Raw genomic sequence first — 19003 nt, forward strand, 5'->3', positions numbered from 1 at the left:
CAAAAATTATTTCTATGTTTGTAGAAACAAACATCTGATTGTAGAATGAAGTTATCCAAATCTGAAGAAAAACTCATGGACTTGATCTGGTCAAACCAGCCTTTGTTTATGAAAGAAATCCTGGAGATTCATCCGGAACCCAAACCTGCCCCCAGTACGGTGGCCACTTTACTCATGCGCATGCAGAAAAAAGGATTCGTTGGTTTCAAGTTGTATGGAAATTCCAGGCAATACCATGCACTTGTAGAAAAACCGGATTATTTTTCCGGACAGGTGAATACGATTATCAAAGACTTTTTCTCCGACAGTCCGCTTCAGTTTGCTTCCTTCTTTACCAAAAAGGCAAACCTGAGCACCAGGGAGTTGGAAGAAATTAAAGAACTGGTCGAAACAGAAATCAAACGCAGAAAAAAATGATCTGGATCCTGTTTAAGTTTATCGCCTCTTCTGCCATCCTCTACTTGCTCTTTTATCTTTTTTTGGGGAAGGAGAAATCATTTTGTTTAAACCGCTGGGTACTACTATTTATTATTCCCTGTGCCATGCTTATTCCTTTCCTCAGTCTCCCGGTATTCCTGCCGCAGGAAGTTCCGGTTCAGACAACCTATATAAAACTTGTTCAAAATCCGGAAATATACGGTACCAATCCGGAACCATCCCCGCAGAATTTTTCCCTATTACATCTATTACTGACAGTTTACCTGCTGGTCTTTCTGTTTCTGCTGGTCAAAAAATTAAAGGCATTGTCCAACCTTATCAACTGGACCCAGGAAAGGTCCTTTCGCCGCATAAAAGGAGCATTTCTGGTCCTTTCTGCGGATGTACATACTCCTTTCAGCTTTGGCAAGTACATTTTCATGCATCCTTCGGATTATAGCGAAACCAATGAAAAAACAAGGATGATCCTTGAGCATGAATTGGTTCATATTAGGGAAAAACACCATCTTGACCTGATCCTAATGGAGTTTTTGACGGTTATTTGCTGGTTTAATCCCATAGTTTATCTGGTAAAAAAAGCCATGGTACTGAACCATGAATACCTGGCAGACCAAACAGTGAAACATACCACTCAAGCGATAGCTTACAAAAAATTACTATTGGAACTTACTGTTCGAACCCAGCAGGTTGCCTGGACTATTTCCATGGCATCTTCCTCACTTAAAAACAGACTAATCATGATGAACAAACCATTAACCAAAAAGACCATGCAGTTAAGAATCTTCAGTTTCAGCTTATTATCCCTATTGATTATTGCCGGGTTTTCCCTGCAAATTAATGCCCGGCAATCACTTCCGACAAAGGCAGAAACAGGTCAATCCGGAAAGGACCAATCCTTTGAAATAGAGTCCCAACCTGTGGCTCAGGGAGGAATGGAATCCTATTACAACTATATCGCAACAGAACTGGAATACCCGCTGGAGGCTCGCCGGAAAGGGATTGAAGGGGAGGTAGAAGTACAATTTACCGTTGAAAAAGACGGTTCTCTCACAAACATAAAGGCCATAAAAGGAATTGGTTTCGGCTGTAATGAGGAAGCCGAAAGGGTAATAAAAAATGGGCCGGCTTTCCACCCGGGTAAACAGCGAGGCAGACCCGTACGGGTGCAAATGGTTTTACCCATTTTATTTGGCCTCAACAAAACGGATCCGGACCAGCTTCCGTCAGCAGCGTTTGACGTGAAGGAGCTGGATCAAAGAAACGGTGCGCTAAAAGTAAATGCTACCTATGCCAATGGCCTTTGGACTGGCACCGTCCGAGACCCTCTGGGATATCCCCTTCCCGGAGCCACTTTAGTAACAGAAAACCCCTATGTGGGTACAGTAACGGACATAAATGGAGAGTTTTCATTTAAAATCGCTCAATCCGAACCCCTTACCGTTAGTTTTGTGGGATATAAAAGTGTGAAATTGGTAGGGAAATAAAATGAAGCTATTAAACTAAATTATTATTTGGCTTTGATTTTAAAAAAGATATATCCTATTCTATGTTGCTGGCCTTCCCTTAATATTGTTGACGGTGATGCCTATTGAACCACATAGTTGCATGGTTCACATAGGGAATTCGCTCTGAAATAAAACACTAAATCAAATCTTGGTTTTGTAACTAATAACTATGTATCCTCCTATGTGCTATGTGGTTGCTTTTTACTGTTTTGAAGTGCTTTTAAGCCTGGAAATACAATCCAAATACTTAGTTGTTCTAGTAGCTTTCATTATCTTCAAAGACAAAATGCTCAATAAAGGCATTGGCAAAATCGGAGGCCAAAAGGGTTCTGTGCAAACTCTTTCCAAAGAGAAAATTATAAAAGGGGCGGCTTACATCCTGGGAGTTGGCCAGGATGATAAACGTGAGGTCCAATGCTAGCACCTTTATTAAAAGTGAGGAATAGCCTCTCCACCAACCGGTATGCCAGATGAACTTTGTATTGTAATAGTCACGCACAAACCATCCCAACCCATAAATAGTGGTGTTGCCCTTGACAGTAGCATAGGGAGTAAGTATCTTTTGCCAGGAATCCTCTTGAAGAAGCTTTTGATCGTCAATAGCGATGGAATACTTTGCTAAATCTGCTACTGTACTCATTAAGCCAGCCGCAGGTCCGAAGTTATAGTTAAATGCTACCGGTATCAGCCTCTTTTTAAACCAGTCATATGGTTTGGCCACTTTATTGGAATAAACAGTCCCTTCGAATCCCGTTTTACTAAATGCTAAACTGTCATAAAGGCTGGGTGCTGTGTCTGTCATGCCTAAGGGCAGCAGGACTTCGGAGATGAGCAGCTCACCAAATGTCTTTCCCGTAGCGGATACATACGCATTACCCAATTCATGGTACCAACTGCCATTGTATTTGAAATCATACCCGGGTTTATATCCGTTGAACATGTTTCCCCGGGCGGTATGGGTTAGGAGATGCTCAATTTTAATATCATTGCTCAGGCCCCACTTACCGGGAAGCTTGATGTCATGAATTTTTACCGGGTCATCCAGTTCAATTTTTCCTTCCTCCACCAATTTCATCATCACCAATGCCCCAAAAGTTTTGGTGATAGAGGCAATGTGATAAACTGTATTTTCATCGGGTACTTCTCCTGACTCCAGGTCTTTGAATCCAAATCCCTGATGCCATCTAAGATCTCCATGATGAACCACACCAACCGAAAACCCTGGAATATGATAGGTTTGTCGTAGCGTTTCCAGTTTATTTTCAAATCGGGAAAGGTTCTTTTCATTCCATGTAGCTTCGCTTCGATTATCATCGCTAATTACTGATTGAGCAGAAGTGTTAATACCAACGAAGATGTTGGTTAAAGCAAGGAAGTACCAGGTATTTCTATTCATGATAAATTGAATTTGGTTGACTTTTAGTTGAAAATTGAGAAAGGATACATTGACTCTGAGATGAAATGACGAAGGCTGCTATTAAAATAGCGAGCTGATATTACATCTCCTCCAATATGGATCATCCCCAAAATAACGGCAGAAAAGGGTTTTAGGATGGAAAAAAGCGAGCAAAAAGGTGACATTGATCCTCCGGAATAACAAACAAGTATATACGGCGAGTACATTTCTGTTGCGGTCTTTATTAAATTTTTACTTACCGATAACACCTTTAAGCAGACAATTCTATAAAGTTCATCTTTTCCAATGTTACCAACCTCGATATTGCCCTGTAATCTATACACCGAACTTGTCTCTAAAAGACTTTGATTCATAAAATTTAGACCCTCAAAAATGTCCCGTGTGCTCCAACAACCAATTTTATCCGATAATTCCTCAAAGCAACATAGTCATCAAAAACGTTGACTAACCAAATTATTTTTTTTACTTTTTGACGACCAGAAATGGGTGCCAAAAAAACCAATACTTAATACCACTAATACACAAGCCAACAAAAAAAATAGCTGGGAATGGGAAAAGGTATTTAAAAATGGCAACAACACAATGGGCGAAATAAACTGCCCCATAAACCAAAAAGTGGTCAACCGGCCCATTTCCTTTCCTCTTATTTCAGGCGGGGCCAAATGCATTATCCATACATTGGCATTGGGAATCATGAGTCCCATGCCCAGTCCGGACAATAGCATCCCTACCATGACCATGGAATAACTGTTGCCCAAGGCAATGCTCGCAAATCCAAAGCCCATCAAAAGGTAACCTATGCCGAAAATCTGTTGAAAGCTCAACTTATCTTTTATACTTGAAAAGGAGAATGATGAAATCGCAGAAAACAATGTTGTGGAAGCGATAGCAATTCCAATCAGGGCATTTGTTTCTACGCCAATGGTTTTCAAATAAAAGGGGATTTGCACGGGAATGATAAAAAACATAATCCACATCAACATCATATTAAAGAACACCAGCCAGATGATCGGAGGAGATTTTATGACCACATCCGATCGTTGGGAAAGGATACTTTCTTTGGGTTCTTTCAGATACAAATAGGTTGCCGGTAAAACCATTATGGAAAAAAAATACAATAAAAAGGGTATCCGCCAATTAAAATCTGCCAGGAAGCCTCCCAGCGTTACGAATACAATGCCTCCAATGGACATCACCGCAATTTGCAATCCGGCAAATTTTTGTCTTGATTTTCCCTGGTAATAATCCGCAACAAGGGTAATAACTATGGTCATGGTAATACCGACACAAATTCCCAGAAGAGCCCTGCCGGCAAGGATGAGGTAGAGGTTATCGAGCCAATAACCTGAACTTCCGCCAATTGCATAAAAGACAAGCGCTATCCCCAGTAATTTGAGTCTGCCAAAGCGATCTATTACCAGGCCGGCGACCACTGCAATGATGGCTATAAAAAGTGCGGGAAAAGATAAGGAAAGCTTTACCAATGCAGGGCCGTTGGACAGTTCAGAAAAGGCTATGGTCATATCGGGAAGGGAGGCCGAGATGGTGATCATCGACATAATGGTAAGACTGCTTACCAACAACAAGGTTGCTTTTACTTGCCAGCTTTCGGTATTCATAGCGGTGGGTTTTTGAAATTAATACCCCGTTTGATACTGATCAATAAGGGCATTTTATATTATATAGAGGATTACCAGCGGTTAAACCATTTTGCCTTTCATTAATTGAGGGAGCATTTCCTTGAAATTCTCTTTTTTGTTCAAATGTGGCAATGGTTCGGCCGGCTCCGGGACGCCTAAAAACCTGCAAAGAGGCCCCCAACCGTCGCGCACATCATATACAAGCAACTTGTCTTTGGGAACGGTGGCCTTTACATTGGCGATATGGTCTTCCCAGGTCTTCCTGGCAAATTCTTTTTCTTCAAACTTGCCCTGTAATTTGTTCGCAAAAAATATTTTTTTAAAGAATTTAATACATTTGACCACCTTGCGTGCCCTTGCGCTGAAAAGCAATTTGCCCATCATTTTGATCTTTTCCGCAGGGGTCTGTGGACCAGCCCGGAAAACAGTACTGTCGACACTCTTATACCAGGCTTCAAAGTCTCTCACCGTAAGGATAACTTTTGCGTCAGGGTATTTTTTCATATGTTCTTTGTACCAGGGATAGCCTGGAAAATCTACGGTAGCATCATAACCCTGGTAAAGGCTTTCCCAATCAGTATCACCCGTTTCGGCAAGCGTTTGCCAGTAATGAAGCATATTAGGGTTGACCAGAAGCTCTTTCATATGATAAACATGCTTGAATCCTAGTGACTCCAGGGATCCTTTAAGGGTAGTGGTACCCGTTCTGGGAAATCCGGCACCTATAATTTTTATCGACATTGTTTGAGGTTTTAAGGTTGGTTATTTTAGGTTATTGAATAGAGACAGAGGCCTGCGTTGGCGGCGGTGGCATTTTAAAAATGGAAGGCTCTGGCTGTGGTGTTACCGGAACCAGTTCCTTGCCATCAAAAGCCTCGAAATCGGATGGGTATAAAGTGCCTCTGAAAACTCCGTAAATAAAAGGCCCTCCCGGTTGCGCAGGTGAACCATCAGGTAATTTGTAATCGTATTTGTATGGGTTCCAATATTCCCAAACGACTTCACCGTTTGCGTCAATTTCGAAAAAGCGCCCCTGCATGCCCTGGGTAATCAGGGTATGACCATTTTTTAATCGATGTGCCCCAGAAATAAAGGCTGAATAAAAAGAATACTTGTCCGGAGCTGTATAAGACCAGTCGGGTTCCTCCGGGCCAAAAGCCCCTCCGTTCGTCATCGAATAGTTGCCCACGCTATCTTTGGGAATGGCCCATTCGTAAATCGCACTGTAATTACCCACATCGCCAATGGTAACGTTTATTTCAGGCGAGTCCGCCCCTCCAAGGGCAGCCCACATGTTTGGCAATTTACTTTCAGGGTTTCGGATATCATTATTGAAAACCATCAGCTTCCCTTCACCGGGATAGCCCTTGGGGATCCATTTCACATCATGTTGGCCAAATAATCGTTGATTTTCCTCCGTACCCCAACCATAGTTAACTGAATTGCCCCAGCGGTACAGTAAATCTCCGCCATGTCCTGCTTTGCCGCCTGTACTTCCCCTGGCTTCAGCCGTGGAGGTACTGTGGTCAATCACCAATATTTCGCCGAATCCGGGAACACTTATGACGATTTGATCCAGGTCTGGGTTATAAGATATGGCATTGGTATGGGCTATGTCTGATCCCCGGTTGTCTACGGTAGCATTGGAGGTCATCACGCCCATTTGTTTCATATGGTCTACCTGTTCCTGGGTCATGGGAGGCCCGGCTTCCCCACTTGAAATATTAAGGTTGATCTTTCTGGGATTTTCTGCCACTACCCCGTAGTTGGCCTTTGTATCATCGAAATCCTGCACCAAATGGTCTTTCATATGCCATTCCCAGACAACCTTTCCCCCTTCTGGTTTGATAGGTTGAATCTCAATGATTTTATCGAGCCAAATCCCAGCTTTGGGTAAATGCTGTGGATCTTTACCCATTGCAATCGCTTCCTTGGGGGTCAATGCATCATAGGAAATCGCAAGGATATTCCCGTTTGGCAGTATCTCGATATCGTGGTGGATCAATTCCGTCTTACTGTAGTACTTGAAGTTCCAAAGGATAGTGCCATCCCAGTCGTATTCGCGGATACGGCCAGCCTGGCCACCGGCTGCAAAAGTGGGAAAGTCCTCGTCGCGTTCCAGGCGGATAAAATGCCCATTGGGCTGAAGATAGGAATTCATGGAATTCAGATCGGAGTTCCAGACATGCACTACCTCCCCTTTCTTGTTCAATAGATAAGTGTAGGTGCTACTGGATGGCTCATAAAGCAAGTATCCGGGAGTGCTCTTTTCAGAGTTGAGGATCAGGCCCCGTTTGGCGGTTACTCCAGACAAACTTCGGGTATCCTCTGGCTTCCATTGTCGGATTTCGGTAACCTCTGCTACAAGCTCCTGTTTAGGCTTCTGTTTGCAGGAATCCATGCTCAATATGAGCAGCCCTATTAGAAATAGACTTCTGATTATCATCATCTTAGTTGGGTATAGTGGGTTTTTGTAAAAGCTGATTTATTGATTATCAATTTTCAAATTAATATAAATCTCAATATTCAACTTTTTATAAATCTAAGTTAACAAATAATTTTAATTAAAACTTTTTTATAAAATATTATATTTTTAAAAATAATTATAACGAACTTAAATTGTATATTTAGTCAAATAAGTAGAATATTGTATAAAACGTATTGTAGCAGCCATTCAAATCCAGTTAAAAAACTAAACCTCAAGCGAAGCTCATCTTGTTGGGGTGGCATTTGCTTCTTAAAATTAACGGCTCAGCTTGTGGATCTACAGGTACAATCCATTTCCCGTAACACTCAGTACATCGACCAGATAGCCATCCCTTAGGAAAAAAATTCCTGTATTATATAAAAAAGGGATGCTAGATGGCTGGACTTTTCTCCCGAATTTTTCTAAAGCGAGTAGTTGTTAGAAATGCAATAGGCATGAGTTGTATGAAATCCGGTCATTCAAATAGTTTATAAGTATGATTTAAGCCGGGTGCCTGCAGGTATTTTTAGGAATTGGAAAACGATCCTGTATGTTGATAAAACTGTACGAAAAAGAGAAAACCCCTCTTTTCTGCTTACTCAAAAAGCCTTTTTATTCTAGAGGTATTTATTGAATTAAACCTACTCCTCAAGCCCCGGCAATAAATACTCCCATATCAAATTGAGTTCCTCTTGCATATTGGAAATATTGGCAGTGGTTACGATCACCGCATTTTTCTCCGGAAGGATCAGGATAAACTGCCCGTCCCTACCGTCTGCCCGGTAGGAGTTGTGCCGGCTTTGCCATAGCTGGTAACCATAGCCCTGCAACCAATCGGACTCATCGGCATTCATTTTCAGTTCATCTCTATTGGCACCTGCAGGTAATGAAGGCACTTTGGCCACAGTTGCTTCTTCAAACCAGGATTCAGCTAAGAGCCGTTTGCCCTTCCATTGACCTTTTTGAAGGTAGAAGAGGCCCAATTTGGCCATATCTTCCGTCTTCACCTTTAGCCCCCAACCTCCGATAGCGATGCCCTGTGGACTTTCGTCCCAGGTAGCTCCGGTGATTCCCAGCGGCCTGAAAAGTCTCGGCTGCAGGTAGTCCAGAAGCCGCTCTCCGGTTACTTTGGTAAGTATGGCAGACAACATGTAGGTTGCCAAGCTGTTATAGACAAATTGGTCCCCCGGCTTGTGTTCCATAGGAAAAGCCAAGAAAGCCTTTATCCAATCAGAATCATTACCATTTCTTATTACCCCTGTTGGGTCCACATCGTGACCCACGGTCATGGTCAACAAATGCCGGATTTCCAAATCTTCCAGATTGGAACTCATTTCATTGGGAAGTTTATCCGGAAAAAAAGAAATGACTTTATCGGAAACACTTAACAGTCCCTCCTGAACGGCAAAACCGATGGCGGTTGCAGTAAAAGTCTTACTCACAGAAAACATGACATGAGGCTTGTTGGCGGCATTTTCCCCAAACCATTGTTCAAAAGCTACTTTCCCATTTCTCAGGATCATCAAGCTATGCAGGTCCTGGTTACTTTCTTTAACGGCCTGTATATACTCCCTGATGGCCTCTGGATTGATGTTTTCATTTGCCGGATCAGTTCTTGGCAGGGATTTGGCTATGGTGCTGAAATTGACAAGTTCAATGTCATTTATTCTAACAGCTTCCTTTACCTTATCACTGGTCCAGGTATTGGTGACACCCTGTCTGTCCTCGGACACATCCTCATATCCTATATGGCCTATCCCCTGCATTTCCAAATTATCATAGGCAGGATGGTCTACAAACTGATAGGCCTTTCCGGCTTCCAAATTTTCCAACATGCGGATAAAAGAAGCCTCCTTTTCCTCAGCCGTTCCCTTTGGCCCTTCATAGGTAGCTCGGGAAATATTCAAATCCTGCATGAGCTCGCTACTGATCAGTAGCAGATCATATTCTGCTGCAAGGCCGGTTACCATTTTGGCCACATCAGGGTGAAATCCAGTAGATCCCATATGGCCGGAAAGGTGGTTGATCTGAGGAACATGCTTCAGGGCCAACTCAATCTGAGCCCGAAATTCTTGTTCAATATCTTCCAGCTTCCATTGGTTTTCCGTGACAGACTGTCCCGGATAGTTTTTGTTAGGCCCAATCATTGGGAAAAAATAGCCATTGGCATCCGTGATGCTGGGACAATTCGTCAAAGGCGTCCATTTGACGCCATCCCATTCACTGGTAATGGCCAGGTGTAGTCCAACCTCCACTCCCGTATTTTCCCTTAGCAGTTGAGCAGCTTCAGGAAACCAGGGAGCAACCGCCATCAGTTCAATGGAAGTTTCTATTCCATTGACAAAAGTTTCAATGCTGGCAAGATTGGAGGACCGGGAAGAACCCATGTCATCCCCCCTTACAATCAGCCTTGGACCTGAAAGTTCCTGGGCCGGGGAAAGGAAAGACAATAGGGAAAAAAATAGAATGGGTAAAGTTATTTTGAAATGGCTCATCGCTGGTGTTTTTGGAAGTAGGAAAAATACCAAATTTTTGCTATCATTCTAATGGATTGTAAAAGAATTTCATGCATCTTCCTCTTTCTGAACCTTATTTTAATATTGGGTTTTCAAAACAAAATAGACAATATGTTTTTTGCAGGTAATTCCTACATGGTTTAGTCTTTTGCTGAAAAAACAAATAAACTTAAAAATCATCAGAAGTAAGACACCAACAACTGAAGTTGTGCTAACCAATCCATGAAAATAGCGGCAGAAAGATTAATTCCTGCCCCATTCAATAAACTGTATCTTTCAAAACCGCTTTATCAATTCGGTTCCCACATTACCCAGCCAAATCCTGCCGCCTTCCTGATCCAGATCTGATCTTTGTGTTATGCTAAGTTCGGGACTTGGAAAAGTAAATGAAAATTTCAGATCTCTACCTGTGGGAACATTCTCAAAAGGATAGGTAAATTCGAATGTTTTACTTTCCTTTCCTTTGATGACAGACATCCAATCTAAAGACCAGAATTGGCTGGATTCTGGTTGCTCATGTTGGATTCTATTTTGCTGGTACTTCATTTGTACCGGGTCAAAAAACTCCAGTCCGTTTGAAAAGTAATGAAACAGACCTTCACCCATTTTATGAGGATCTAAAAAGTAATAGTCCTGGTTGTCAAGATTCCTTAGTTTTATTTTAAGTTTTAGCTGATTTCCCTCCCGAATTATGGATTCGGTATCTATCGAAAGGCCAGCCCTGTACTTATTTTGCTTCTTTAAAGCTGAAATAATTCTGGGGTCGCTTCTGGGGTCTTGAATACTGCTGCCGGCCCCATCCGGGAAATCGCCAAAGCTGATCCGAAATGCAAAATCACCAAAAACATCGATCAAGCTTTTAATATGAGGCCCAACAGACATCGTCGCCAAATATGGTTCATGGATTTTTAGGGGATAAACCTCCGATCCATTTACCACCATGTTGGCACCCTGTAGTTGGCCAAAATCTCCCTCTAATCTATTGTTTTCCTTTAGGTAAACGACATGGGTGGAAAAATCATAATAATCAATATCGGAAAGCTCAAGTACCACATTGCCCTGATTTACCATTTTCAAATCATCAGGGTTGCCCTCTTCTCCATCGATGGTACAAGCCGACACTAGGGCCAAAAGTAGGATGATTGTCCAGGTCCTGTTTTTCATTGTTTTGGAATTTTAAGTAAAATTAGTATTTCCTTTTGATACTAAGACGTAATTCCCTTTAAAAATGCTACAAGCATAAGATAAAACATTGAAAACGCTGCCATATGAGTCCTGGGTTAAATTCAATAGCCATCTACGATTCAATCGTAGATGGCTGTAAATTTTTTTATCTTTTTACATAAGTAAGCCGTATGGTTCCGGAAATTGTTCCCTCAGGGGTTTCCATGGAAACTTGATGACTGGTGATCATTTTAGCGTTGGATATTTCCTCGATTTGGTAGGCCACAACATGGCCATCCTGGCTGGTTAGTTTAAGATTTTTTGACTCAAGCTTCCATTTCCCTTTGCCATTCATTGTGCCTGTAGGATCTAATATTTGATAGGTATTATTCTGGTTTAGGATAAGTTTACCATCCACATGCAGGTTTTTACCCCCTTCAATCAGTTCCTTTAAATCCGGTCCTTCATTTAATGTAAACTCAAAATCAGAGCCTAGCCAGGTTCCGGTTACATTATCCTCTTGCCCTGTCATTTTCAGAGAAAATAAACCTAGCACCAATACCAAAAGAGGAATACCAATAAAGTATTTCCACTTGTTCTCATTTGTTGATCTGCGTTTGTTCATCATAACGATTCGATTTTTGATTTGAAATTGATTAAAACTGTTGATTAGATGGCTGTTGCTACTTTGACTCAAATTATTCACCAAAAGCTGACAATAATCTTTGAATGCAATTTGTTGGATTACTTTTCTGTCTGCCTGAAATTCATGAACTTCTCTAACGTTCCTCTCAATTAGATATACAAATGGATTGATCCAAAATATGGATTTGATTAAATGTAAAGCCAGGAGATCCCAGGAATGCTTCAATCGAACATGAGCTGATTCATGAAGGAAAATCTGATAGTGCAAATTATTGTCTGGTTCAAATGATGGCATCAAAATTTTATTAAAAAAAGAGGCAGGTTTGAAGTCCGGATGCATATAAATTCCAATTTCCTGAAGTTTTTTTTCTTTCGCATTTCTGATTTTTTGAAATAACGAAATGGTTCCAATTCCAAAAACCGAAATTCTTAATGCGGCTACGCCAAAATAAGCATAAAGGATTACCTGCATCAACAAAGGATTCCAGGCCGATGAAAAGGTAGTCGAGTCGCGGATTGCTACCTCCAATTGATTAAAAGAATAAATTATATCCCGACCCGGAAGGGTGTTGTTTGGAAAAAGTGGGACTTCAATAAGAGGCATCAATATTGAAATTAGCATCCCCGCCAAAAGAAAAAACCTGTTCCATCCAAAAAATGTGAGCCCTCTAAAAATTAAAATATAGACCAACCAAACCAAGGCAGTGCCAATACTTGCTTCAAAAAGGTAATTCCAAAAAGGGTTCATGATTTGCCTCCTTTCTCAATAAGTTGGTTTAACTCCTCCAATTCTTTTTTGGTAAGTTTCTTTTCTTTCACTAAAAAGGAAAGCACATTATCAACCGATCCGTCAAAGAAATCCCTAATAATCCCATTAAACTTTTTCTTTTTATAGGCTGATTGCTCTACCAGCACAAAGTATTCATGCGTCTTACCATAAGTCTTATGTCCCAAAAAACCCTTTTTTTCCAGTGATTTGATGGTGGAGGCCAATGTGGTATAGGGTGGCTTTGGTTCAGGTAAACGATCCAGAATGTCCCGGACCACCCCCCTTTCAACTTTCCAAAAAACGCGCATTGCCTGCTCTTCCTGTGGTATTAGTTCTTCCATAAGATAAAGGTAGAAAACCAAAATGAAAAAACCTACGATAAAATCATTTTATTACGATTCAATCGTAGATAAATTTCTCTGGCGTATCTTTCACAGGTAAGTTGAGTAGGAAGTCCAATAGTTACTCTGAATTTACGGTGATATTTTTCATCAATTCCTTAATTGAAGACCTAAAAGGTTTGGATTGGTACCTTTGAGGTTTCTCAAACCTCGAAGGTCTTCTCCGTGAATGCTTACGAGAATTCTAATAAGAAATTCCTGCAAAAATTAAATATTAAAAAGATTTTTCCTAAATCCTTAAGTGATGCCTTAAAAAACCTTAGGGGTCCCAAAGACCCCAAAGGTTTACTGCCGGGATTTGATATTCCTGCTGCAAAGTTCTATGATTTCATTAATTCTTTTGGCTCTGGTTGATTCCCGTTTGGCCTGGTGCAGCCAATGCAGGTAATTTTTCCGGTACGATGGTGCAAAATTCTTGAAATTTTCAAAGGCATTCGGATGAATTGTGAAAGCCGCTTCCAAATCCTCGGGAATAATTCCGTTTTCCACATCGTCCAAACGATTCCAACTGCCATTTTCCTTTGCTTTTTCAATGGATCTCAAACCACTTTCCTGCATCAATCCCTCTGCAATAAGTTTTTTAATGTAGGCTTTGTTGATGGCACTCCAACCGCTTTTGGGTTTGCGCCGGGTAAAATATTGTCTGCGTTTGCCATTTCCAAGACTATAGGCTGTTGAATCAATCCATCCAAAGCACAAGGCCACCTTCACTGCCTCTTCCCAGCGCATGGATGGCATTCCATGGCCAACCGAATAAAAAATCAAATAAACACCAGCTACCTTGTCATTATTTTTCTCCAGCCATGCCCTCCATTCCGCGGAATCCTGAAAATAAATTTCCGTTATTTCATGTTTTTTCATTGAATATATCCTAACTTCTATACAGAAAATCTAAATTTATTAAAATTATAATAATTTTAGGTAATTTAGTGTTCACCAGCCCTAATCCCATGTTCACATTCATTCACCCTAAATTACCCATGCGGGACAAAGCAATCACATTGGCCTACTATTCGCGGCTGGGATTTGACGTATTCGGAGAAAAAGATTATGAGGGTTACCTGATGCTGCAAAAAGACCAAATTCAAATTCATTTTTTTGAATTTCCGGATTTGGATCCCAAAGAAAATTATGGGCAGGTTTACATCAGGACAGATAATATTGAGCAGCTTTATCAGGCATTCCTTGATAAAAACATACCCATTCATCCAAATGGGCATTTGGCAGCCAAGGGCTGGGGGCAAAAGGAATTCTCCCTGCTCGATCCAGATAACAATTTGCTGACCTTCGGGCAGAATGTGTAATAGTTCCGGGAACTCATGGTGCTGCCTTTCCTGATTCCTCAAAGTTAAGCTCAATAAAAGCGTCCTATCTGAGGATCAATACCGGAGATTGCCACCGACATGTCCTTATTTACCCTTCATATTGACGCTTTTACACCCTCTGCTTTAATAATCAAATGGCTAAATTTGGAAAGGATAGGTTGTGGGGAAAAACTTAAAAACTATATAAAATATCGCAGCATGGAAAAAAAGCAATATATAATCGAAATCAACGCCCCAGTGGAAAATGTATTTGATACCATGCTGGGACTGAGCGATAAAAGCACCTATGAACAATGGACCGCACTTTTTAACCCCACTTCCACTTATGAAGGTAGCTGGGAAAAAGGGCAGAAAATCTACTTTATTGGGACAGATGACAAAGGTAACCGGGGTGGTATGGTGGCCCGAATAGCCGAAAATATTCCGAACGAGTTTATTTCCATCCAGCATTACGGAATTTTGGATGGGGACAAGGAAATCACAGCGGGCCCACAGGTGGAACAGTGGGCAGGAGGACATGAGAATTACCGTTTTGAAAAAATCGGAAAAAAAACCAGGGTGATTGTAGAAGTAGATATTACGGACGAACATTTGGCCTACTTTGACAGCACCTACCCTAAGGCTTTGGAAAAATTGAAGCAGATAGCAGAAACCGATTAAACCCTTAAATGTTAAAGAAATTCCGTCTGTTTATCATTTTATTTCACAGATCTCAACCATCGATTCTCCTTTTTCCAAACACTCGAACGCTTGGGATAGCGTCTTTGATAAAATTTCTCTCATTTTAGAATTGGTGGTATTACCACATGTTATCCAGATTAATTTGGGGGAGGACCATTTTTTTCCAGCATTTGAACAAAATCATCGTCTTTACTCATTACCACTACATCAGGACTTCTTGCTGCGTTAAAAATTTTTTGATCATCAGCATCACGAAGGCCGAGGGATCGCACCGATTTGGCACGTATGTGTAAATATGTCCGGTTGATCCAGGCGGCAATGGAAGGCGAAAGTTGTGCATCAACCCAAATTGTCATGCGGCGAAAACAGGGTGGTCAATTTTGCCACGTGCATATTTGATCGAGGCCTCAATATCTTCATTTACCAAATCAGGCAACTCCGTTAAAATTTGCTCCTGATTAAGACCTGCGGCAAGCAGATCCAATACGTCAATTACCCTTATTCTCATATTCCTGATACATGGCCGCCCCCCACATTGATTGGGGTTGATGGTAATGCGTTGTTTCCAATCTTCCATTATAAGGTCCTTTTGTCATTATTCATTGTAAATTTAATGAAATCATATTGAAATTTGGGAAGCATTTGCCATAAGAATTAACATTTGCTTCCGCTCAATGGTATTCGTTTTGATGACCCCGTCATTTAGCGTGATTTCAATTTAGAAAGTAAATACCCAGGATTGTATTCCACCTTTACTCCCCTTAACATCTTTTCACATTATATAATTTTTCTACAGGCAACGTCTGCTTAAATTTTCCGGTTCCAACTTTTGAAAACCACACAAACATTTGGAAGAGCAGAAAATCATATCGGGATGTGTCCGAAAAGAACACAGCGCACAAAGAGACCTTTTTGACAGGTATTACCGCCGCAATTTTCATGTGGCCATGCGCTATCTGGGCAACCACCATGACACTGAAGATGTGCTTTCTGTCTCCTTTACCCGGATTTTCAAAAACATCGGCCAATTTGAATACCGAGGGGAAGGAAGTCTTCAAAAATGGGTCACCACCGTGGTGATCAATGAGTCCATCCGGTTCCTCAAAAGCAAGAAGGCCTTGTTGTTCCAGGAAGAGGAAGAAATCCTGAGCCTAAATGTACCTATAATAGATAGCGGGGACTTGTTGGATTTGGAGAAGGTACAACAGGTATTAGAGGAAATGCCCAGAGGCTACCGGACCGTTTTCAACCTGTTTGCCATCGAGGGATATACCCATAAAGAAATTGCCGGGATGTTGCAGATCCATGAAAATACCTCCAAATCCCAACTTAGCAAAGCCAGGAATTTTATGGTCACAAAACTTAAAAAAAAGAACAGCGATGCGGTACGATAGCATAGATGAAATCCTCAAAAAGGGCTTAATTGAGTCTGAAAGAATAAATGACCGATTGGCTTCCAAAGGCAAATCCAGGGTTTGGGAGGGCATAGAAAAGCCCAAAAAATCAAGGGCCATCCAATGGGGCTTGATCTCGGCATTGGCGGCATCTGTCAGCTTGTTCTTGGTGGTAGTTTTACTAATGCTGAAACTGGCGACCACACAAGAAGAACTGGATATTCTGCAGGCCCAAATCGTCAAAGAAATGTCCCCTCCTGCGCTGGCTAATGAAGGATTATTTTACGATGATTCACCAACCGATGGGGTGGAAAGTGATAGCTTGACTGCACCCATTCCAGCAGCCAGGAAAGCACCACACGATACACCGGTTCAAGGTCTTGACCTCCCAAAACCAGAAATCGAAAAAGTCAACATCAGCTTGGCTATTCCTTTACCAGTAATTGTATCACCATTGAAGGATTTCCAACCGAAAATAGCCCTCCCATACCTGGACCTCCGGGAATTGATTGCAGAGACGAAAGCAATCGATAAACAAATGCTATCCGAAAAAAAGGGAAAGCAACCATCCAAACTGAAGATCAGAATGGGTGGCGGTTATCCTTCCCATAGCCAGCATCAATCCCCGATCCTCCACCTTAAATTGTAATAAACTAAACCAATTATACTTATGAAATCTCAATCACTAATCATTTTTGCCTTCGTTGGCCTTCTTTCGTTCAATGATGCCATTTCACAAACTTCGGACAATTACACAGATACCATTTTATACCAGAATAACGACACCCTGGATATGATGATTTTAACAAAGGATTACCACCATTTGGTGGAAGGGGACCAACTGCAATCCATCCTTCAAGATCTACAATCCAGGTTAAAAGAAATCCAAGGGATGGTCCCTTCCACAGCTTACACCATCAAATACCAGTATCAAAAACAATTGGACATCCTTGAAAATGACAAAATCAAAAGCTTCCGCTTATCTGCCGAAAAAGGCATGTCAGAAAATTTCCCCAACCGGGTGCACCTCCATGATGCGCTGGATAAATATCAGGTAATCATCGGATTCAACGATATCGAGGAATTGGAAAGGGTGGATTTAACCAGGATACTGACTGACATCACGGAGAAACTACCGGAAAAGCACCGGTTTTTAAGGTATTTGGCATTTCAACCGGAATACCCAACTGGCAATATCGTCTTAAAGGAAGACAGGCACACTGGACATTTTGATATGCTGAGCTTACAGGCTGGCGTAGGTGCCAATGTATATAGGGGAAAATTTCTTACAGATTTTACGGGGGAAATCGGCTTGCAACTGAACCACAAAGGCATCCTTAAAAACCAATTTTATATCTCCAACAACCTGATGTTCGCGTTCGACGAAGCAAACAGGGCTGTGATCAACAATTTCACCAACTTAGGGTATAGACGAAACTTTTCCAACCAAAAAGACAAACCCAATTGGTTGGGGATTGAGATAGGAACCCTGACCAAAAGAAGCGGTGATATTTTTGCTCCCAACACCCATAGACTGGGTGTAAACTGGCAGGTTGGCAAACATATCACCGTATCGCCACAGCTTTATTTCAATGGATTTTTCAAACAGGTAAGCCCTGGATTTAGGATCGGGATTGGATTGTAGGGTTGGATTATCGGTCAATGGGTTTGGCCAGGTGAGACGGGGCAGGTCATAAGCCTGCGGAGCACCCCTCACGATTTATCCCTAAAATCGGTACCACGGCAGCGCGACAAGAAGGAGTCGCTTTGATACCTGTTTGACATCTCCCATGAACAGACAAACTAGAGGAATAACCCATACTTATTATTTTATTGAAATATATTTGTGTACCTAAATGGCGAATTCTATCCAAACTTCAATTTACCATCTTTAATATGAAAATTTCACAAGAACAAACCGAACCATTATTAAGCACCTTGAAAAACCGCTTTGAGAAAAATAGGCAGCGCCACCAAGGCCTTGAATGGAAGCCTGTTGAAGAAAAACTGCTGGCCCATCCCGAAAAACTCCGGTCTCTGCTTTTAATGGAAGAAACGGGAGGGGAACCTGATGTGCTCAATATAACAGATGAAGGGGGACAATTTATTTTTATTGATTGCTCCCCAGAAAGTCCTAAAGGACGAAGGAGCCTTTGTTATGACCCCGAAGCCCTTGAATCACGCAAGACATATAAACCCAAAAACAGCGCTCTTGGCATGGCAGCAGAAATGGGCATATCGCTCCTTTCGGAAGAACAATACCAGGCACTGCAACAGTTTGGAAAATTTGATACCAAAACCTCTAGTTGGATAAAAACACCAGCTGATATCCGGAAATTGGGAGGCGCCATCTTCGGAGATTGGCGTTTTGGCCGGGTATTCATTTACCACAATGGGGCAGAATCCTACTATGGAGCCAGAGGGTTTCGGGGGATGTTGAAGGTTTGATCCACATTAAAATAAATGTTGGTGTTGTTTTTTAAACCAAACAACATCCTGAAAAATCTTATTTTAAGCCTACTCGCATCTGGAGCATGGTCAATGAAAAAGAGGTAGCCTTTACCTATGAGAATGGCAGGTTAATTTTTGAGTTGGAAAAACTGGGAGATTTTGAGGGGATCGTGATGGAAAAATAAGTTTG

19 protein-coding genes are annotated in these 19003 nt (G+C 41.6%); 8 read left to right on the top strand and 11 right to left on the bottom strand.

All coding sequences use genetic code 11. The features are described 5' to 3' along the window. Window positions 1-45 precede the first annotated feature (45 nt). Together G9Q97_RS05545 and G9Q97_RS05550 are read left to right on the top strand one after the other, a co-directional pair. Window positions 46-417: a BlaI/MecI/CopY family transcriptional regulator gene (locus G9Q97_RS05545; RefSeq protein ID WP_166143957.1), complete on the top strand. Its 372-nt coding sequence runs from the start codon at window positions 46-48 to the stop codon at window positions 415-417. Further along, the gene (locus G9Q97_RS05550) at window positions 414-1922 is read left to right on the top strand and encodes a M56 family metallopeptidase (RefSeq protein ID WP_166143959.1); all 1509 of its coding nucleotides are present in this window, start codon (window positions 414-416) and stop codon (window positions 1920-1922) included. Before G9Q97_RS05545 ends, G9Q97_RS05550 begins: the two co-directional genes overlap by 4 nt. A 277-nt stretch (window positions 1923-2199) precedes the next feature. Here G9Q97_RS05550 and G9Q97_RS05555 read toward each other — a convergent pair whose 3' ends face one another. From G9Q97_RS05555 to G9Q97_RS05595, 9 genes are all read right to left on the bottom strand, one after another. Further along, window positions 2200-3339 (bottom strand): serine hydrolase domain-containing protein, encoded by a 1140-nt coding sequence (locus G9Q97_RS05555; protein WP_166143961.1) that lies wholly within the window; start codon window positions 3337-3339, stop codon window positions 2200-2202. A 452-nt stretch (window positions 3340-3791) separates the two neighbouring features. Then, a complete protein-coding gene (locus G9Q97_RS05560; protein ID WP_166143963.1) occupies window positions 3792-4979 on the bottom strand; it encodes an MFS transporter in 1188 nt (395 codons plus the stop codon). An 81-nt stretch (window positions 4980-5060) separates the two neighbouring features. Next, window positions 5061-5741 (bottom strand): sulfotransferase family protein, encoded by a 681-nt coding sequence (locus G9Q97_RS05565; RefSeq protein ID WP_166143965.1) that lies wholly within the window; start codon window positions 5739-5741, stop codon window positions 5061-5063. A 31-nt stretch (window positions 5742-5772) separates the two neighbouring features. Then, window positions 5773-7449 carry an aryl-sulfate sulfotransferase gene (locus tag G9Q97_RS05570; protein WP_166143967.1) on the bottom strand — a complete coding sequence of 559 codons (1677 nt, stop codon included), beginning with the start codon at window positions 7447-7449 and terminating at the stop codon, window positions 5773-5775. Between the two features lie 659 nt (window positions 7450-8108). Then, a complete protein-coding gene (locus G9Q97_RS05575; RefSeq protein WP_166143969.1) occupies window positions 8109-9962 on the bottom strand; it encodes a ChbG/HpnK family deacetylase in 1854 nt (617 codons plus the stop codon). A 297-nt stretch (window positions 9963-10259) separates the two neighbouring features. Continuing rightward, window positions 10260-11147, bottom strand: coding sequence for a hypothetical protein (locus tag G9Q97_RS05580; protein WP_166143971.1), 888 nt, complete (start codon window positions 11145-11147; stop codon window positions 10260-10262). 166 nt (window positions 11148-11313) lie between these two features. Further along, window positions 11314-12540, bottom strand: a complete 1227-nt coding sequence (locus G9Q97_RS05585; RefSeq protein WP_166143973.1) for a M56 family metallopeptidase — start codon at window positions 12538-12540, stop codon at window positions 11314-11316. After that, window positions 12537-12902, bottom strand: coding sequence for a BlaI/MecI/CopY family transcriptional regulator (locus G9Q97_RS05590; RefSeq protein ID WP_166143975.1), 366 nt, complete (start codon window positions 12900-12902; stop codon window positions 12537-12539). The genes G9Q97_RS05585 and G9Q97_RS05590 overlap by 4 nt, the downstream gene beginning before the upstream one ends. 345 nt (window positions 12903-13247) lie before the next feature. Next, a complete protein-coding gene (locus tag G9Q97_RS05595; RefSeq protein ID WP_166143977.1) occupies window positions 13248-13823 on the bottom strand; it encodes a YdeI/OmpD-associated family protein in 576 nt (191 codons plus the stop codon). An 89-nt stretch (window positions 13824-13912) separates the two neighbouring features. Here G9Q97_RS05595 and G9Q97_RS05600 point away from each other — a divergent pair, with 89 nt between their 5' ends. Next, the gene (locus tag G9Q97_RS05600; RefSeq protein WP_166143979.1) at window positions 13913-14266 is read left to right on the top strand and encodes a bleomycin resistance protein; all 354 of its coding nucleotides are present in this window, start codon (window positions 13913-13915) and stop codon (window positions 14264-14266) included. A 219-nt stretch (window positions 14267-14485) separates the two neighbouring features. After that, window positions 14486-14947: an SRPBCC family protein gene (locus G9Q97_RS05605; RefSeq protein WP_166143981.1), complete on the top strand. Its 462-nt coding sequence runs from the start codon at window positions 14486-14488 to the stop codon at window positions 14945-14947. A gap of 158 nt (window positions 14948-15105) precedes the next feature. Here the strand turns inward: G9Q97_RS05605 and G9Q97_RS24750 are convergent, their stop codons facing one another. After that, window positions 15106-15324 (bottom strand): DUF5615 family PIN-like protein, encoded by a 219-nt coding sequence (locus G9Q97_RS24750; RefSeq protein WP_222851927.1) that lies wholly within the window; start codon window positions 15322-15324, stop codon window positions 15106-15108. Next, entirely contained in the window at window positions 15321-15545 is a 225-nt protein-coding gene (locus tag G9Q97_RS05615; protein WP_166143983.1) for a DUF433 domain-containing protein, read from the bottom strand. Before G9Q97_RS05615 ends, G9Q97_RS24750 begins: the two co-directional genes overlap by 4 nt. A gap of 271 nt (window positions 15546-15816) precedes the next feature. Here G9Q97_RS05615 and G9Q97_RS05620 point away from each other — a divergent pair, with 271 nt between their 5' ends. The 4 genes from G9Q97_RS05620 to G9Q97_RS05635 all read left to right on the top strand — a co-directional run bounded on the left by G9Q97_RS05620 (window position 15817) and on the right by G9Q97_RS05635 (window position 18810). Beyond that, window positions 15817-16362: an RNA polymerase sigma factor gene (locus tag G9Q97_RS05620; RefSeq protein ID WP_166143985.1), complete on the top strand. Its 546-nt coding sequence runs from the start codon at window positions 15817-15819 to the stop codon at window positions 16360-16362. Further along, window positions 16349-17011 carry a hypothetical protein gene (locus tag G9Q97_RS05625; protein WP_166143987.1) on the top strand — a complete coding sequence of 221 codons (663 nt, stop codon included), beginning with the start codon at window positions 16349-16351 and terminating at the stop codon, window positions 17009-17011. The genes G9Q97_RS05620 and G9Q97_RS05625 overlap by 14 nt, the downstream gene beginning before the upstream one ends. Before the next feature lie 21 nt (window positions 17012-17032). After that, window positions 17033-18007, top strand: coding sequence for a hypothetical protein (locus G9Q97_RS05630; RefSeq protein WP_166143989.1), 975 nt, complete (start codon window positions 17033-17035; stop codon window positions 18005-18007). Window positions 18008-18258: 251 nt separating this feature from the next. Then, window positions 18259-18810 (top strand): DUF4256 domain-containing protein, encoded by a 552-nt coding sequence (locus G9Q97_RS05635; RefSeq protein ID WP_166143991.1) that lies wholly within the window; start codon window positions 18259-18261, stop codon window positions 18808-18810. Window positions 18811-19003 lie beyond the last annotated feature (193 nt).

The organism is Cyclobacterium plantarum (assembly GCF_011290685.1).
Lineage (GTDB): Bacteria > Bacteroidota > Bacteroidia > Cytophagales > Cyclobacteriaceae > Cyclobacterium > Cyclobacterium plantarum.

Excerpts from the sequence above, each read along its gene's own strand:
- G9Q97_RS05635 (WP_166143991.1), top strand. The coding sequence starts at position 18,259 with ATGAAAATTTCACAAGAACAAACCGAACCATTATTAAGCACCTTGAAA.
- G9Q97_RS05600 (WP_166143979.1), top strand. The coding sequence starts at position 13,913 with ATGTTCACATTCATTCACCCTAAATTACCCATGCGGGACAAAGCAATC.
- G9Q97_RS05605 (WP_166143981.1), top strand. The coding sequence starts at position 14,486 with ATGGAAAAAAAGCAATATATAATCGAAATCAACGCCCCAGTGGAAAAT.
- G9Q97_RS05590 (WP_166143975.1), bottom strand. The coding sequence starts at position 12,902 with ATGGAAGAACTAATACCACAGGAAGAGCAGGCAATGCGCGTTTTTTGG.
- G9Q97_RS05595 (WP_166143977.1), bottom strand. The coding sequence starts at position 13,823 with ATGAAAAAACATGAAATAACGGAAATTTATTTTCAGGATTCCGCGGAA.
- G9Q97_RS05545 (WP_166143957.1), top strand. The coding sequence starts at position 46 with ATGAAGTTATCCAAATCTGAAGAAAAACTCATGGACTTGATCTGGTCA.
- G9Q97_RS05555 (WP_166143961.1), bottom strand. The coding sequence starts at position 3,339 with ATGAATAGAAATACCTGGTACTTCCTTGCTTTAACCAACATCTTCGTT.
- G9Q97_RS05575 (WP_166143969.1), bottom strand. The coding sequence starts at position 9,962 with ATGAGCCATTTCAAAATAACTTTACCCATTCTATTTTTTTCCCTATTG.
- G9Q97_RS05585 (WP_166143973.1), bottom strand. The coding sequence starts at position 12,540 with ATGAACCCTTTTTGGAATTACCTTTTTGAAGCAAGTATTGGCACTGCC.
- G9Q97_RS05560 (WP_166143963.1), bottom strand. The coding sequence starts at position 4,979 with ATGAATACCGAAAGCTGGCAAGTAAAAGCAACCTTGTTGTTGGTAAGC.
- G9Q97_RS05550 (WP_166143959.1), top strand. The coding sequence starts at position 414 with ATGATCTGGATCCTGTTTAAGTTTATCGCCTCTTCTGCCATCCTCTAC.
- G9Q97_RS05615 (WP_166143983.1), bottom strand. The coding sequence starts at position 15,545 with ATGGAAGATTGGAAACAACGCATTACCATCAACCCCAATCAATGTGGG.
- G9Q97_RS24750 (WP_222851927.1), bottom strand. The coding sequence starts at position 15,324 with ATGACAATTTGGGTTGATGCACAACTTTCGCCTTCCATTGCCGCCTGG.
- G9Q97_RS05630 (WP_166143989.1), top strand. The coding sequence starts at position 17,033 with ATGAAATCTCAATCACTAATCATTTTTGCCTTCGTTGGCCTTCTTTCG.
- G9Q97_RS05625 (WP_166143987.1), top strand. The coding sequence starts at position 16,349 with ATGCGGTACGATAGCATAGATGAAATCCTCAAAAAGGGCTTAATTGAG.
- G9Q97_RS05570 (WP_166143967.1), bottom strand. The coding sequence starts at position 7,449 with ATGATGATAATCAGAAGTCTATTTCTAATAGGGCTGCTCATATTGAGC.
- G9Q97_RS05580 (WP_166143971.1), bottom strand. The coding sequence starts at position 11,147 with ATGAAAAACAGGACCTGGACAATCATCCTACTTTTGGCCCTAGTGTCG.
- G9Q97_RS05565 (WP_166143965.1), bottom strand. The coding sequence starts at position 5,741 with ATGTCGATAAAAATTATAGGTGCCGGATTTCCCAGAACGGGTACCACT.